Here is a 16435-nt window from a genome sequence, read left to right as displayed (position 1 = left end):
AATGCATGGCGCGTCCGAGCTGCGATGCAAATGTGCCTGATCAGATGCGCCGCTCCTGCCTGAGGCGGTCGATCGCGTCGGCAGCCTCCGGTGGCAGCGATTTGAAACCCATCTGTCCGACCACCGAGAACAACGGCCGCAGACGCGAGCCGGCGAGGAAGGAGGGCTGGTGGTTGGCCGGCACGATCTGGTCGAACACCAGCACCAACGTGGTGGCGACGAGCCCGACCCTGATCGCGCCAAGCGCGGCGCCGCCGAGCCGGTCGCCGATCCCGGCATCGCGGATCGTATCGCTCAGTGCGAGGCGGCCGAGATAGCCGAACAGCATGCCGACCACGATGAAGATGGCGAAGAACCAGATCCAGTTTTGAAACAACGGCGCGTTCGGGTTGCCGGCAATTTGCGGCACGATCAGCGGCATCAGGGCGACAGCGATGGGAGCGGCGAGCAGATAAGCGAGAATGGTCATGGCGCTGCCGAGCAGGCCGGTCCTGAAACCGAATCCGACCGCAATGGCGAGCGCGGCGTAGATTGCGAGATCAAAACTGTTCATGAGCGAACCCTGCCAATGGAACGAATGAACGTTGAAGCCATCGTTCCGGTTTCAGATCGCTAAAATCGTCTATATCTGGCTTCTGCAGCTCAGGATTGCATCCCTTTATGACTATTCGACGTCAGTAAGGAAAATCTCCGTTTGGTGGTCGTCCCGGCCTTCGCCGGGACGACCATCTGAAGACAGCGCCGCTAGCTTCACATCTCCGCCTTGATCATATCCGCCGCCTTCTCCCCGATCATGATGGCAGGCGCATTGGTGTTGCCGCCGATCAGCGTCGGCATGATCGAGGCGTCGATGACGCGCAAGGCCTCCACGCCGTGCACCTTCAGCTTCGGATCCACCACGGCCATCGCGTCCGTGCCCATCTTGCAGGTGCCGACGGGGTGATAGACGGTATCGACGCGATTGCGCAGGACGGCGCGGATGTCGTCGTCCGTTCGCACATCGGATGTGAACATGTCCTTCTTCTGCAATGCGCGCAGCGCCGGCGTTTCCATCAGCCTCCGCGTGGTCTTGAAGCCCGCGACCATCGATTCGAGATCCTCGTCTTCACCGAGGAAGTTCGGATCGATCATCGGCGCGGCGAGCGGATCGGCGCTTTTCAGCCACACGCTGCCGCGGCTCTTCGGTCTCAGCAGGCAGACATGACACGAGAAGCCCGCCTCCTTGTGCTTCTTGCGGCCGTGGTCGTCGAGCATCGCGATGACGAAATGCAGCTGGATGTCAGGCACATCGAGATCGGGCCGGGTCTTCAGGAAGCCGCCACATTCGGCGAAATTGGTGGTCATCAGGCCGCGCCGCTCGCGGCGATAGCGCTGGATGGCGCGGAGCAGCGACGGCAGCCGGCTGAGCGATGAGTGAACGAAGTGCGGATAGTCGGAGGCGTAGACGAACACGAAATCCGGATGGTCCTGCAGATTGCGTCCGACGCCCGGCAGATGATGCACGACATCAATGCCGTGCGCACCAAGCGCTTCCCCGTCGCCGATGCCCGACAGCATCAAGAGCTGCGGTGACTGGAACGCGCCGGAAGCGAGGATCACCTCGCGCCGCGCGCGCAGCTGCTTGGTCTGTCTGCCCTGCACATACTCGACGCCGACGGCACGGCCGCCCTCGAACAGGATCTTGGTGGCATGCGCGCCGGTCTCGACGCGCAGGTTCGCGCGCTTGCCCATGTGGGGCTGCAGATAGGCGCGGGCCGCGCTCCAGCGCTCGCCCTTGTGCTGCGTCACCTGATAGCTGCCGAGCCCTTCGTGGTCTTCGCCATTGAAGTCGTCGCGGATGCGGAACTGCGCCTCTCGCGCGGCCTGATGGAAGATCTCATGGATCGGATTGTCCGAGCGCAGCCTGTTGACGTGCAGAGGACCGCCCTTGCCGTGATATTCGCCGTTGAAATCGATATTGTTCTCCGAGCGCTTGAAATAGGGCAGCACGTCCGCATAAGACCAGCCCTGGTTGCCGAGCGAGGCCCAGTGGTCGTAGTCCCATTTGTGGCCGCGGATATAGACCATGGCGTTGATCGCCGAGGAGCCGCCGAGGCCCTTGCCGCGCGGTTGATAGCCGATGCGGCCGTTCAATCCTTTCTGCGGCACGGTATCGAACGCCCAGTTGGCCGCCTGGTATGGCAAAGCGAGCCCGAACGGCGTCGTGATCCGCCAACTGTCGTTCGCGCCGCCGGCATCCAGCAGCGCCACCGACGTCGCCGCGTCCTCCGACAGCCGTCCCGCCACCGCGCACCCGCCGGAGCCCGCGCCCACGACGACGAAATCGAATGTATCCGTCACTGATGTTTCCCCCCTTGCGAATGTTCTTCATTGTTTTCGTCATTGCGAATCCCACCGCGGAGACGGTCTGGATTGCTTCGCTGCCGCTCGCAATGACGGTATCCCTACGACATGAACCGCATCATCTTCTCCAGCCGCGCGATCTTGCCGCCATAGGGCGGGTAGAGGTCGGCGAGGCGATTGAACTTGGAGCGATAAAACACCGGCTTCAGCTTGCTGAACCTGCGAAATCCCCACTCGCCGTGATAGGCGCCGGTGCCGGAAGCGCCGACACCGCCCATCGGCTGGTTGATTTGCGCGAAGTGAAACAGGCAGTCGTTGATGGTGACGCCGCCTGAGACGGTGCGCGCCAGCACCTCGTCGCGCGCGTCGCTATCCCTGCCGAACCAGTACAGCGCCAGCGGCCGGTCACGGCGGTTGATGAAGGCGATCGCGTCCGCGGGCTCGCGAATGGCCAGCACCGGCAGCACGGGGCCAAAAATCTCCTCCTGCATCACCGCCATGTCTTCAGTGGCGCCGACGATCAGCGTCGGCGGGAATTTGCGGTGCGCCTTCCAGTTGGGATCATCGGTCTTGGCCGGTTGCAGGATCTTGGCGCCGCGCCGGGCGGCATCGGCGACCAGGCCCTCAAGCCGCGCATAGTGCCGGTCGGAGATGATCGAGGTATAGTCCTTGTTGGCGGGATCGGTGCCGAACATGCGCCGCATCTGTGCACGCACTTTCTCGGCGAAGGCCTGCAGCGATCGCTCGGGCACCAGCACGTAGTCCGGTGCGATGCAGGTCTGCCCGGCATTGAGCAGCTTGCCATAGGCGATGCGCTCGGCCGCCTCGTCGAGATCGGCAGACGCATCGATGATCGCGGGCGACTTGCCGCCGAGCTCGAGCGTGACAGGCGTGAGATTGCGCCCCGCCGCCTCCGCGACCAGCCGCCCGACCCGGGTCGAGCCGGTGAAGACGAGGTGGTCGAACGGCAGATGGGCAAAACCCTTTGCGACCTCGTCCTCGACCCCGGTGACGAGCAGCTCCGCCGCATCGAACCTCTTGGCGACGGTCTCCTTGAGCAGCGCGGAAAAGTGCGGCACGAGCTCGCTCGGCTTGACGATGACGCGGTTGCCGGCGCCGATCGCGCCGATCGCCGGCGCGAGCGTCAGCTGCAGCGGATAATTCCAGGGCGCGATGATACCGACGACGCCGAGCGGCTGCGGGATCAGCCGGTTGCGCGCCGGGAGGAATTGCAGCGCCGTCGCCACGCGCTGCGGCGCCATCCAGCTCTTCAGGTGTCTTGTGGCGTGCCGGATCTCGGAGAACACCATCATCGCCTCGGCGATGGTGGTCTCCACCGCCGAACGGTGGCCGAAATCGGCCGAGATCGCCTGCCGGAAACGGTCCTCGTTGTCGGCGACGACGGCGCGCAGCCGCGCCAGTCGGTCGAGCCGCGCGGCGCAATCCGGTGCCGGCTCGGCTCGCGAGCGCGCGACCATTGCCTGGAAGTTGTCGGTGAGTGTGGCCAGGGCCGCGCTCGCCTGGGGACGGCCCAAAGTGTTGTCCAAGGAATTTTCCATGGCGGTCCTCCCCATCCGGCGTTTCGCCGCTGTTTTGTTGCCGCAAGCTGGCGGTTTGTGGAACTTCTGGCAAGTGCCGGGCAAACCGGCCGGAATCTGCGCCTGCTCCTGTCATAAAGTCGAAAAAAACGTCCCCGCGGCCCTTTCCAAAGCCAGCCCGCCTTGATACATACCCCCCGCACCCGACGGGCCTTGGTCCGGGGTTGCCTTCCAGGGAAGCCTTCGGGACGGGAGAAGCAAGCCACGCGAGAGCGTCGGCCCTCAATCCACCGTCCCCGGCATTTTTACGAAGGCGCGCAACGGTTTAACGCGGGGTGGAGCAGCCCGGTAGCTCGTCAGGCTCATAACCTGAAGGTCATAGGTTCAAATCCTATCCCCGCAACCAAATTCGGAAATCACCGGTTCCGATACGAGAATGGCCCGCTTGACGCGGGCCTTTTTTGTTTGGCGATGTGATTGCCGCGTTACCGGGCCACGGTCTGCCGGGCGAACAGTCGCTGCTGACGGCCGCCAAGCAAACAATCTACGAGGAAGCGCCATGACGAGCACGCTGATCGACATCTCCGTCCCGCTGCAGAACGATGTGCCGGCCGATCCGCCCGGCAATCATCCGACGATCCAGTATATCGATCACCGGCAGGGCCTGCCGCGCATGCTGCAGTTCTTCGACGGGCTGAAGGCGGAGGATCTGCCTGATGGCCAGGGCTGGGCGGTGGAGCAGGTCAGCCTCTCCACCCACAACGGCACGCATCTCGACGCACCCTGGCATTTTCACCCGACCATGAATCGCGGCGAGCGGTCCTGGACCATCGACGAGGTGCCGCTGGAATGGTGCTTCCAGCCTGGCGTCAAGCTCGACTTCCGCCATTTGCCGGACGGCTATGTCGCAACGGCGAAAGATGTCGAGGCCGAACTCAAGCGCATCAAGCACGAGCTCAAGCCGCTCGAGATCGTCGTGGTCAACACCAGCGCCGGCGTAAAATACGGCCGGCAGGACTACGTCACCTCAGGCTGCGGCATGGGCTATGAAGCCACCATGTACCTGCTCGAGCGCGGCGTGCGCCTGACCGGCACCGACGGCTGGAGCTGGGACGCGCCGTTCGTCCACACCGCGAAGAAGTACGCCGAGACGAAGGACGCCAGCCTGATCTGGGAAGGCCACAAGGCCGGCCGCCATATCGGCTATTGCCATCTCGAGAAGCTGCACAATCTCGAACTGCTGCCGCCAACCGGCTTCAAGGTGTCATGCTTTCCGGTGAAGATCGAGCGAGCCTCGGCAGGCTGGACGCGCGCGGTGGCGATTTTGGAGGGCTAGTTTCTCAAGGCTGCCGTTAAGAGGGCGTGTCTGGCCTGCCCCGAATAGCAGACCGCGCCTGCGGGCGATCCAGGCGCTTATCAACAAGGCGCCTACGCGGGAGAGGAAACGGAGATCAACGCCGCTGTGCTTGAGGGCCGATCTAAAGGCCGTGCGCTCGCTCGAGGCTGGCGCGCCTGTGCCGGTGCAAGCAGGTCGCTCGTCGCCTATTTGCCCGCGCCGGTCGTCAGCCCGCTGACGATATAGCGCTCCAAGAAGATGCCGATCAGGACAAGGGGCGCGATTGCGGCCGTCGATAGTGCCGCCATCGACCACCAGTTGATGCCTTGCGAGCCGGTCTGGCTCGCGACCATCACGGGCAGCGTCTTGGCATCCGTGCTGGTCAGCAGCGCTGCGAAGAAATACTCGTTCCAGCACAGCACCAGCGAGAGAATGAAGGCCGCCGCCATACCAGGAAAAGCCAACGGCAGGATGATGCGCAGAAACGCGCCCCAGGTCGACAGGCCGTCGACGAAGGCCGCCTCGTCGAGCTCGATGGGTATGGCATTGAACTGGTCCCGCATGATCCAGATGACGATCGGCAGCACCGTCAGCGTATAGAGCAGGATCAGGCCGAAGGTGGTGTCGAGGAGCGCGAGCGCCTTATAGAGCACGAGGAAGGGCAGGGCGAGCACCACCGGCGGCAGGATGAGCTGTGACATGAAGAAGAACAGGATGTCGTCGTTGCGCATCCAGGCGAATTTGTAGCGGAAGCGGCTCAAGCCATACGCCGCCAGCGATCCAAGGATCAGTGCCAGGACCGAAGCGCCGACCGAGGTGATGATGCTGTTGATGAAGCGGTTGACGAACTCGGAGCGGGCGGTGGAGGTTTCGAACAGCGTATCCGGCGAGAGCCCGAGCGAGCGCCAGCCCTTCCAGTCCGGATGGAAGTCCACCCACGGGATCAGGTGCGCCTGTGTCACGTCGACCGCCGACTTGAACGAAGTCGTGACGGTCCAGTAGATCGGAAACAGGCAAATGAATGACCAGAACAGCAGCGCGGCATAGATCAGCGCGCGGCGCGCCATCCGCTTGGCGCGCGGTGCGACTGGGGCCCTGTGGGCGGTTATTGAGGTCGTGACAGCCACGTGAGCAACTCTCTCAAGTAACCCGCTGCGTCCAGCGTTTGGACAAGCGCAGCATCAGCGTCAGCAGCACGATGATCAGAAGCAGATAGACCATCGCGAGCGCGGTGCCGTATCCGACGTTCGAGCGGTCGCGGTAGACGCGGTAGATGAAGCTCGAGACCGTGTCGGTCGCGCCGCCAGGACCGCCGGCGGTGACGTTGATGACGATGTCGGCAAGCTTCAGCTTGAAGATGATGCGGATGATGAGCACGGTGATGCTGACCGGCAGCATGATTGGGAACGTCACGTGCCAGAACGACTGCCAGCCGTTCGCGCCGTCGACCTTGGCGGCCTCCTGCACCTCCTTGGGCATGGCCTGGAGGCCCGCGAGCAGGATGATCATGATGAAGGGAATGGACACCCAGGCGTCCATCGCCTGGATCGTGAAACGCGCCATCCAGGGGGAGGCGAAGAAGGCCGGGTTGTCCCAGCCGAGATAGCGCGCCAGCGTCGCCGCCGGACCGAAGCGATATTCCAACAGCGACTTGCCGATCATCCAGCTCACGGCGACGGGGCTCAGCATCATCGGCAGTAGGAATACGACACGAAAGAATTTCCGCGCGCGGATCTCAGCGCTGAGCAGCAGCGCGAGCGCGAACGCGATCGCATACTCGCCGAGCACTGCGACGGAGTAGAACACCATATTGCTGAGCGCGTTCCAGTAGTAGGCGTCACTCAGCATCGCCCTGACGTTGTCGAGCCCGCTAAAGTGTGGGCCTTCGATCGAGGACAGGTTCCAGTCGAGCGAGGCGATGTAGAGCCCGAAGATGGTTGGAAAGATCACCACGGCGACGGTGAAGAACACGGCCGGCAGCAGGAACAGCGCGCGCTGGCCGCGCTCGCCGCGCATAAGCACCTGCGCGGTCCCGAATGCGATGGCCCAGAGCAGGTACACGATCAGGATCGGCCGCCAAGTCGAGAAGCCGGCGGCGATCGCGCCGGCTGCATGCAGGACCTGAACGACCAGCACGAGCAGGAACACGAGCGAGGCGAGACCGATCAGGATGCGGCCGACCGTCGCGCGCCGGCGCATTGCACGCTTCATCGCTGCTCTCGGGGGCACGGCGTCGGCTATGTCAACGGAACTTTGCATCGAATTCGATCTCGCCGGGCCCCGCTTCGCCTTTTCCGCGTGCGGAGAGCGCAGGCCGCCTTCGGCGACCGTCCTCTCGGGAAACGCCGAAAGCCAAAGCCTCGGCTGTGCCGAAGGCGCGGGTGAGGGCGCTCTCCATTCCGGGAATCCCAATGGGGACGCATCCTCTCCCTGACCCTCCCCCGCGCGCGGGGGGAGGGAGCGCGTCTGGCTTCGACGTCTGCAGCGAAATCATCCTCCCTATGCGCCGAAAGAGGCCTTGTAGAGTCCGATCTGTCGCTCGCGGCCGAGTTGATCGGTCAGCTTCTCCCAGGCGGCGGCGATGTTGTTGGCGCCCGTCTGCGCGTCGATCTTGCCGGAGAAGATCTTCGTCAACTCGTCTTCGGCGATGCTGTAGTACTGGAAGATGCCGGGGATGCGCGGCTCGACCGCCCGATTGGGATGGTTATAGGAGTTGAACTGCGAGTTCAGATAGGACGTGATGTACTTCCTGTCGTAACCTGCCGCCACCCATTCATCGATGTGAGAGTGGCTGGTCCGGTGGACCTGGAAGCCCGACGGATACATCACCGTCCAGAGCGACAGGTCCTTGCCGCCGAGATGCGCGGCCGCGCTCCAGGCCGCCTTGTGCTTCTTCTCGTCGCCGTTGACCCGCGCCATCACATAGATGCCCCAGCCCAGATAGGCGCAGTTCGGCGCATGGTTCGGCCCGCTCGGCAGCTTGTCCCATTTGCCGGTCTTGGAATTGTAGACATCGTCCGATCCCGGCAGGATGTCGAAACCGACGGTATCGCCAATGACGGAGGTGTCGCTCGCCTTCGCCACCTGGCCGATGTCACCCCACCAGGGGATCATCGAGCCGATGCCGGCCAAAAATTGCTGGAAGCCGGTGGTGTTCGGATCGGCATTGAGCTGGTCGGCCGGCTCGGAGGGCAACGCATCGATCACGTCCTGGATGGCGCGCACCCAGGCCGGATTGTTGATGCGCGGCTTCATCGTGTCTATGTCGAACAGCCATGCCTTGTCGTCGGGATGCTTTGCGTAGGCTGTGGCGCGGCTGCCGAGGAAATAGAAGCCGAACCCACCCCAGGGCTTTGGCGCGTCCAGATAGCCGTAGACGCTCTGGCCCTTGAACTTCTGGCCCTTGAGGAACTTCGTGACGGCCTGCACCTGCTGCCAGGTCTTCGGCATTCCCCATTCGCTCGTGTTGCCGGCGTCCTTCCAGGCCTTGGCGAGCGTGGCGTCCGAGAACACGTCGGTGCGATAGTTGAAGTTGTGGCAATCGCCATCGATCGTGACGCGATAGGTCTTGCCGTTCCAGGTGCCGACCGGCGGCTTCAGGTAAGCGACGTAGTCGTCGATATCGATTTGTTTCTTGACCCAGTCCGGCATTTCAGAGGCGAGGCCCTTGCCGCAGACATCGCCCTCGAAGGGCGCGCCCATCTCGAGGATGTCGAAGTCGACGGTGCCGGTTGCGATCGCCTGTTGCAGGCGTGGGTTGTAGTCGGCCTGCGCCAGATCGATCCAGGAGATTTTCGCGCCAGTATACGCCTCCCACGGCTTCAGGAAGCCCCGGAACAGCAGATTGTGCAAGTTCTGATTATTCAGTCCCATGAAGGAGAGCTCGACGCCCTTGAACTCACCCTCCTTGATACTCGCCTTGGTCGGGCCGAGGCAGAGCTCGCCGACCTTCTGCCAGTCGGCGTCGGTGGGCGCACCCTTGCCGACGCCAGGAATCTTTGTGATCTCTGCGCGCAGATTGGCCTGCGCGAATGCAAGCTCGGAGAACGTGCCGAGTGCCCCGGTCGCGCCAAGTGCGGCGGCTCCGGCCGCGCTCTTGATCACCGTTCGCCGACTTGGGTGCATTGCGGGATGCTGGTCATGCTCTTGCTGCTTCACCACGAAATCCTCCCTTTTTTGACGCTGCTGATGTCAAAGTCTTGGTCAGGTCAGATTGGGCCGCCTAAGCACCACCGACAAGTGAGGATCGCCGAAGTTCACGTCGCGGCGATGGTGCGAGAAGCCGCGTCAAGTATGCAACGACACCGATCAATGTCAACGAATCCGCGCAAAGCGGACGCGGCGGCCACACGCCATGCGAACGATGCGCTTCCTTGCGGTGCAGTAGGGATATTCGACGAAGCTATTACAATGAAATACTGTCGCCCTTCTTCAACAGAAGCGGCCCTTCCGTGACCTCGGGACATGTCCCCTTTCCGCCGCTGTTGCGGGGTGAAGCGGACATCAGCCGGCCAGCCGCTCCGCGCCTGATCAGCCGAGCTGCCCGGTGAGCAGAAATGCGTGTGCAATAGCAGGATCGTGGTAGGCGAGGAGCAGGCTCAAGCACCATGGCAGAAGCGAGGCCAGCGCTATCAGTTCGAACTCGGACGCCAGCGCGGATCGGGTTCTGCCTGGCAGCTCAGTGGGCAAGGGAACGCCTCCTTTCCGCGAGGCCCCGCGCGAGCGCGAGCACTTTGCCAGCAAGCACCTCGAATTGACGGCCTCGGCTCAGCCGTTGCTGAGGAATCGCAGCCGCAACGGCTTGAGCACAAAGAGAGCCAATCCCACGACGACGAAGTTCAAGATGGCAGTCAATACAAACACAAAGTGCCAACCGCCGCTTGCTGATTTGATGAGGTTGGCAACCGGCACAAGGAAGGCCGACGCGCCTTTGGCAGTGTAGAGCAGGCTGAGATTGACGGTCGCAAAATTGCTTCCGAAAGTGTCCGTGCACGTGGACGGGAATAGGCTGAAGATCTCGCCCCACGTTAGAAAGATCAGCGCAGCGAAAAGAACGAATGCCCAGGGGGCGTGACCCAGAGTCCCCAGCAACCAATACGCTACGCCGCCCAAACCAAACGCGATGGCCATCGTGTATTCGCGGCCGATCTGATCTGAGATCCAGCCAAAGAGAGGCCGGGCTCCCCCATTGCAGATGCTGTCGACGACCAGCGCCACGCTCAACGCCGACGCGCCGAACAGGATCACTACGTTTCCAACATTAAAGTCCTTGGCGATAGGTGCGATCTGTGCAGTCGCCATCAACCCGCTCGCCGATACCATGATGAACATGATGTAAAGGAGCCAGAATACCCCGGTGCCCAATACTTGCCGAGGCGTATAGCTGCGCGTCGTCTGCATTATTCTTGGCGCAGCGATGCCGACCATCTCGTCGGGATCCGGCGCTCGTAAAAACCACGCCAGGACGAAAACAAGTCCACCCTGAACCAGTCCGAACCGGAAAAAAGCTGCTTCATAGCCGGCAGCTTCAATCACCGCGCGAATGGGAACGACGGTCAGCGCCGCGCCGGCTCCGTATCCAGCAGCCGTAAGACCGACGGCCAACCCTCGTCGGTCTGGAAACCACTTGACGGCTTGCCCCACGCAGGTGGCGTACACCGCGCCGCCTCCGGTGCCGCCGACCACGGCACCGAGATAGAGCATTGTGAGGGAGTCTGCATAGGCGTTGATAATCCAACCGAGAGCGACCAGGATGCCTCCAACTGCCACGACCAGCTTGGCGCCACGTCGCCCGCCGAGACTGTCAACGATCCACCCATGGATCGGCGTGAGCCAGGTCTCGAGAGCGATGAAGATGCTAAACGCAACTTGGATCGAGGCGATCGACCAGCCATGCGCCTGGCTGATGGGATTGACGAATAGCGTCCAACCGTACTGCAGATTGGCAATCAGTATCATGCATAGCACACAGCAGATGAGCTGGGTCCGCCGTGTTGTCGGAATTGCGGGTGATCGGGAGTCAATGGTTGCCGTGGTCATGTTCCGTCCCTGTTACCGGCACAGATGTGCCGGGTGTGATTGGCCACTCATCGAGGCAGGGACGCCCGCGTGCCTCTGAGGTTCGGGTTAGCTAGTTGAACCATTAGCTCAGGTCCCGAAGACGGGCCTCTGTCTGCCAAGTACGTGGCAGGATTTCACCGTTGAATTGGCGAGAGGTCCGGAAAGTTCCACAAAAGGTTCTAGTCCTTTCGTTGTGGAGCACCCGTCGAATTGCCCGTCAGGCCAAGGGCCGGATCGTTTGGCTCCCGATAACTTCGATCGAAGTGAAAGTAGGCTCGGTGTGGATGACCCTTGATGATCGCGGGAAAAAGGCGGGTAACGCCTGCGCTGGGCAGTGCCACCACGGCCGTCTAGCGCCGGGCGATACTTTCAGGACTATTATCAGGCGTTGCGTCGCTGCTGAGGGGCGTCCCGGCGAGAGCAAGACAATGATCCTTGCATCTGGGACATTGCCAGATTGCCAGACTGGGAGTTCCTTCCGCAAGTCCGCATCGTCCACCAGCTTCGCGAGGGCAACGCAAACGTCAACTTCTGCACATGGGGGATCACTTCAATGCGTTAGCTGCGACTGTTGCAGCCGATTTGGCGCGAACTCCCTACCGCCCCAGCGCGAGAACATACTTACGGGCATGAAGGCAACAGACCAGCTTCGCGCCTGGATCTGGTCACATCGAAGTGTCCTAGAGCGTTGGGCTGCCACTGTGGCTGCGCATGGTTGAGGAGCGCGGAGCGTTGCAGCCAGGCAATCCGCCACCGAGGCAAAGGCAGCTAACTGATGTCGGCTTAAACGACGCCTGCATGCTTGCCCGAGTTGAAGTCCTCCAGTCGCTGGATATCCTGCGCGAGGGTGAAATGCGCAGCATCGCCTTTGGCTATGATCCGGTTACCTAGCTTGTCGTCGGCGCGTAGCAATTCAAGTTGTTTGCCTAGTGCGCCGTCTCGTTGCTCGGCTGTGAAATCGTAGACCAGCAGATAGACGTGCGGGTGTATCGACAGAGCAGCCTCACCTTTAGCAACACGCGCGATCAGGGGGTCGGGCGTCCTCGCCAAGCCCTGGCTGTGCAGATCGGTCAACATCTCGCAAACTTTGACGTAAGACGCGATCAGGTTTTCCTTGTTGCCGTCATCGGAGATGTACTTCTTATATTTTTCGATTTGCGCGACGACGGAAATTCTTCTGAGCGCCGACTCGTTCTTCTTATCCTTCTTCTCCAGCCTAGAAAGCTCGGGATTGTCGGCGCACTTTGCCTCACAAAAAACGAGACTGGCATGGGAGGGGCCGTTCGGAATTAGGACTGCCAAGTCCATTCGCGGTGCCGATGAGCCCTCATTGCTTGATTGCGAGAACGCGATTTCTAGGTCGATTACCTTTCCTTCTTTCATAGCTATCTCGTGAACACCCGTCTTTTCTGGGCCAGAGAAACGAGATGCGGTCTTTATCAGTCGCGATAGCGTAATATTCGGCCGGTACGCCGTCTGGACCACGTCGGTTGGTTTGACAGCAAATTGCAGGCCGTCGAACCGGATGTAGGGGTCTTGCTCCCCTAGGTCGGGCTGGACCAGATACTTGTAGTGGATGCTGACCCGTGGCGCTCCATTCTGATCTAGGCCGTTGCCCCTCTCTAATCCAATTTTGAAGACGCTCTGGCCTTTGACGTAAGCGTTGAGATAGCCGCCACGGAGAGCCAGAAATAACTCGGGGCTTGTCAGCACTTCCTTCCACCAATTGTCGGTGGCACTACGCGAGAGGGCTTGTAACGTGGAAGCGCACTCGCTCGACAACCATCTTGCAAATTTATTCACTTTAGATCTCTGTCCATTCACCATCGTTGATCAACGCAACGTTCTCAAACAAATCCGGAAATTGCTCGCGCTCGAACGTATGAATCGGGATTAGCCTTTTGGGGGAAACGGCTGCGGCCAATCGTTTCAGATCGCCCGGACTGGCATGCCCGGATGTGTGGATCGTCTCAAATGGGATTCCGCGACTCTCGCAATCGGATTTAAGCATCGCGCCTGCGCTGCCGGTGGTCAGATAGCCATCCCATTGGGACCAGATGACCCTTGCTCCGGTCAGCGCCTGCGCGCGATCAAGGTCACGCATCATCCAGCCACGAAACAGCATTACCGAGCGGTGAGCTACATCGGCGAGTTGCTCCGGCCAAACTCTAAATTCTCGATAGGTATCCACGATAGGCGCGATGTTCTTCTTCAGCAGTTGCACGCGTTGACTGTGCGGGATGAAGACGGCGAGATTTGTCCAGCCGTGGGCAGGCTTTGGTATGCTGCTATGTTCGGTCGCCTTGAGAACTTCCGCCGCATACGCATCAACGATTAAGGTCCGTCCGGTTCGCTTGGCGGCGCGATAGATGGTCACGACCCGGTCAATGTTCTGCGCTGAACACGCTACCAGGGCCATCCCATCGGTTGCTCGAAACCTGCCAATGAACAACTCTTCAAGTGCGTCTTCCGTCGGAAAAGATTGATCGTTCGCGAGGCGGCCTAGGCTCGAACCCTCCATCAACATGGTGTCGATGTTGCGGGGTGGATGCTTGAGCAGAGCCTCAAACAGTTTGCTTTTGCGGCCATGCGCGCGGAGATCGCCAGAATAGAATAGGCGCCTTCCATTCGCCTCGACCTCCATGGCGTATGCATCGAAACCTGAATGGTCCACCAAACGAGGGGTGATCAGGAATGGACCGAGTTGAATTTGTTTTCCGTGCTTAAGGTGCTGCGCTGCATCTAAAGCGATTGCGTCCGGAACGAAGTCGGCCGCCGCCCGCATGATGCTTTCAGTCGCTTTGCCCATGATGAGTGGAATCTGACGGTTGACCTTTGGCACAAGGCCCCAGTGATCGCGGTGTCCATGAGATAGAATGATTGCGAGAAGGGTCGAACTGTCGCCCGCAAGCCCATCGACGCCCGGTAAGGGGGTTGCGGCAAGGTCAGTAGCGTTCAGTGGCAAACCAAGGTCGAGCAAAATCCGGGAGCCAGCGCATTCCAACTCAATGCATGTACCACCAATTTCCTGCGTGCCCCGATGAATTCGTAACCGCACTCAATGCCCTTAAGATAGCGTCAAACGTCAACATTTTTGTACAGGGTACTATGAGTTGGCCACCACAACAAGTTGCCCGCAGGGCAGATGCCGATACAGCAACACCGTTGTGGCGAACCTCGCAATAGTGGGCTCATCGCTTGCGCGAATGCCCAGCTTGGCTTGTGGCTCAGGTCCAGAATCCGCTTGTCTTTGACGGTGGCCATGTTGTGCGGAGCGGCGTGACATTCCGACAGACGCTGAACGTTAGCGGTCCCGAAGACCAGAATGACCAGCCATGTCGAGATCCAGGATCATTCCATAGCTTCAAACATGGCTCCTGGAAATTTACACATTATGGAATATTTAGAAAAAATGTTTCTCTGGTGAAGACGACTCCTCCATGGCATCTGCCAACGCCGCATATCGGGTTTAGCTCCATGGCCTCCTCAATCACCTTCGCAATTGGCGACATTCATGGCTGCTTTGATAAGCTGAACTCACTAATCGCGGCATGCGAGTTTGTTGGTGCGGGACGAGACGCCCGCTTTGTCTGTATTGGCGACTATGTCGATAGAGGACCCGACACCAAAAGGGTCATCGAGTTTCTGATCCATAAGCGGCTTCACGAAAAGGATCGCTTCATCTTCCTTCGTGGCAATCATGAGGAAATGCTGAGTCGTGCTGCCAGTGCGGATCGCTCGGACCTCGACCTTATGAACTGGTGGGCAAATGGGGGCGAGCAGACCCTCGATAGCTACGGCGTTAACGATCCGAGCGCGCTTCCCGATGATCACCTTGCACTGATTCAATCGCTTCCAATGAAGTTCAGCGATGAGAATAGACTCTACGTACATGCCGGAATTCGGCCGGGTGTTTCTGTTTCAGCTCAGTCAGAGATGGACCTGCTTTGGATAAGAGAGCCGTTTTTGTCTTCCGATGTGAGCCATGGTGCCTTTGTGGTGCATGGGCACACGCCGACAAAATCTCGGTTGCCTGATCTTCGCGCAAATCGACTCAACATCGATACCGGGGCTTGCTTCGGCGGACCGCTAACCGCAGCGCTGTTCTCGAACGATGAGGTGCTGCCAAGGCTGTTTTTGAGTAGCGATGGTAAGTTCTGGCGACCCAATCCACCCCCTCGTCCAGTGTGACGGAATTCGCGATGGGACAAGCGGGGCATCTGGACTCCACGCCTTTAGCGAATTTCTTCGTCTTGATCGCGGCAGTGATAGTTTGCCTTCGTGCGACAGGCGCGTGACGTGGTGAAGTTGCGGCGAGAGCGCGAGACCGACGCAGCATCGGCCCCGCTGGCCGAGGCCGCCTGAAAGAGATGCCTCCCGCACGCCTGTGGGGCACGAGGCACGAGAGGCGATGTCGCGATTCTGTTAATTTGACTGAAACGGCCGTTGATCAGGATCTATGCGGACAGACCATGGTCAGGTTGAGCAGCGTCGGCTTGTCCGAGCCCTTCTTGTATTCCCACTCCAGACGGATCTCGTGCCGGTGAGCGAGAGCATCGTTTGCCTCGTGGTTGATGATCTTCGTCTTCATCGGGATCGGCGGCTCGGAGTTGAAGCACTTCCGGACGCAGGCATCGAGCAGGTCGCACCGCGTCAGCGGGATGACGCCGGGCTCGTCCTTGGACAGGGGGACCGTGTTCGGCTGAGTGCTGAGGTCGACGCGGGCCCGGCCTTTCTCCTTGTGCCAGTATTTGGCGCTCCCCTGCGGCCACTTCGACGGCGGGGTCAAAATCAGATGGTACTGGCCGTATTCCAAAGTAGGCAGGTCGATGTCGTCCGATGCCTTGAGCTTGGCGACGCTCTTCTTCATATTCGCTAAAGGAAAGTAATTGCTGTTCATCAAGTCTCGAAATGCCTTGCCGCTATATACGAGTCCGGCCATCGCCTCTTTCCTCGAAATGTCTGTTTGTTGAAACCCCTGGCGGGCTGGCCGAAAATACACTTCACGCCGCGGCCGATCACGCAAATGACGCTACCACTCAGGACTGCGTTTCGTCCAGAGAGCTACCTTCCGATCAGCTGCGTATCCCACAAGCGCGATTGCCATGCTCTTTGCTATAGGTAATCTTGGTTCGAACGCCTTGCGGGCATTGGAGCG

Annotated in this window: 12 protein-coding genes and 1 tRNA gene; 3 read left to right on the top strand and 10 right to left on the bottom strand. The window is 60.5% G+C overall.

Going from position 1 to position 16435, the window contains the following annotated elements; all coding sequences use genetic code 11:
* Nucleotides 1-40 precede the first annotated feature (40 nt).
* The 3 genes from XH88_RS12900 to XH88_RS12890 form a co-directional block, all read right to left on the bottom strand.
* Complete coding sequence (locus tag XH88_RS12900) at nt 41-553, bottom strand: CvpA family protein (RefSeq protein WP_271668669.1); 513 nt, start codon at nt 551-553, stop codon at nt 41-43.
* Nucleotides 554-750: 197 nt separating this feature from the next.
* Nucleotides 751-2340, bottom strand: a complete 1590-nt coding sequence (locus tag XH88_RS12895) for a GMC family oxidoreductase (RefSeq protein ID WP_271668668.1) — start codon at nt 2338-2340, stop codon at nt 751-753.
* A 104-nt stretch (nt 2341-2444) separates the two neighbouring features.
* Complete coding sequence (locus XH88_RS12890; RefSeq protein WP_271668667.1) at nt 2445-3902, bottom strand: coniferyl aldehyde dehydrogenase; 1458 nt, start codon at nt 3900-3902, stop codon at nt 2445-2447.
* A 308-nt stretch (nt 3903-4210) separates the two neighbouring features.
* On the opposite strand from XH88_RS12890, the gene XH88_RS12885 reads away from it, so the two are divergent.
* Nucleotides 4211-4287, top strand: a tRNA-Met gene (locus tag XH88_RS12885).
* A 153-nt stretch (nt 4288-4440) separates the two neighbouring features.
* Entirely contained in the window at nt 4441-5217 is a 777-nt protein-coding gene (locus tag XH88_RS12880) for a cyclase family protein (RefSeq protein WP_271668666.1), read from the top strand.
* Nucleotides 5218-5423: 206 nt separating this feature from the next.
* Here XH88_RS12880 and XH88_RS12875 read toward each other — a convergent pair whose 3' ends face one another.
* The 6 genes from XH88_RS12875 to XH88_RS12850 all read right to left on the bottom strand — a co-directional run bounded on the left by XH88_RS12875 (nt 5424) and on the right by XH88_RS12850 (nt 14257).
* On the bottom strand, nt 5424-6284 hold the full coding sequence (locus tag XH88_RS12875) for a carbohydrate ABC transporter permease (protein ID WP_271669054.1): 861 nt from the start codon (nt 6282-6284) through the stop codon (nt 5424-5426).
* Nucleotides 6285-6357: 73 nt separating this feature from the next.
* Complete coding sequence (locus tag XH88_RS12870) at nt 6358-7428, bottom strand: carbohydrate ABC transporter permease (protein ID WP_271668665.1); 1071 nt, start codon at nt 7426-7428, stop codon at nt 6358-6360.
* A gap of 288 nt (nt 7429-7716) precedes the next feature.
* The gene (locus XH88_RS12865) at nt 7717-9342 is read right to left on the bottom strand and encodes an extracellular solute-binding protein (protein WP_271669053.1); all 1626 of its coding nucleotides are present in this window, start codon (nt 9340-9342) and stop codon (nt 7717-7719) included.
* A gap of 642 nt (nt 9343-9984) precedes the next feature.
* Entirely contained in the window at nt 9985-11256 is a 1272-nt protein-coding gene (gene oxlT / locus XH88_RS12860; RefSeq protein WP_271668664.1) for an oxalate/formate MFS antiporter, read from the bottom strand.
* Between the two features lie 804 nt (nt 11257-12060).
* The gene (locus XH88_RS12855) at nt 12061-13080 is read right to left on the bottom strand and encodes a hypothetical protein (protein ID WP_271668663.1); all 1020 of its coding nucleotides are present in this window, start codon (nt 13078-13080) and stop codon (nt 12061-12063) included.
* Nucleotide 13081: 1 nt separating this feature from the next.
* Nucleotides 13082-14257 (bottom strand): MBL fold metallo-hydrolase, encoded by a 1176-nt coding sequence (locus tag XH88_RS12850; protein ID WP_333909248.1) that lies wholly within the window; start codon nt 14255-14257, stop codon nt 13082-13084.
* A 497-nt stretch (nt 14258-14754) separates the two neighbouring features.
* Between XH88_RS12850 and XH88_RS12845 the strand changes: the two genes are divergently transcribed.
* Nucleotides 14755-15468, top strand: a complete 714-nt coding sequence (locus XH88_RS12845; protein ID WP_271668661.1) for a metallophosphoesterase family protein — start codon at nt 14755-14757, stop codon at nt 15466-15468.
* Between the two features lie 259 nt (nt 15469-15727).
* Here XH88_RS12845 and XH88_RS12840 read toward each other — a convergent pair whose 3' ends face one another.
* On the bottom strand, nt 15728-16219 hold the full coding sequence (locus tag XH88_RS12840) for a hypothetical protein (protein WP_271668660.1): 492 nt from the start codon (nt 16217-16219) through the stop codon (nt 15728-15730).
* Between the last annotated feature and the right edge of the window lie 216 nt (nt 16220-16435).

The sequence above is a fragment of the Bradyrhizobium sp. CCBAU 51627 genome, assembly GCF_028128765.1.
Taxonomy (GTDB): Bacteria; Pseudomonadota; Alphaproteobacteria; order Rhizobiales; family Xanthobacteraceae; genus Bradyrhizobium.
Note: the sequence above shows the minus strand (reverse complement) of the source record. Positions and strands in the feature narration are given on the sequence as shown.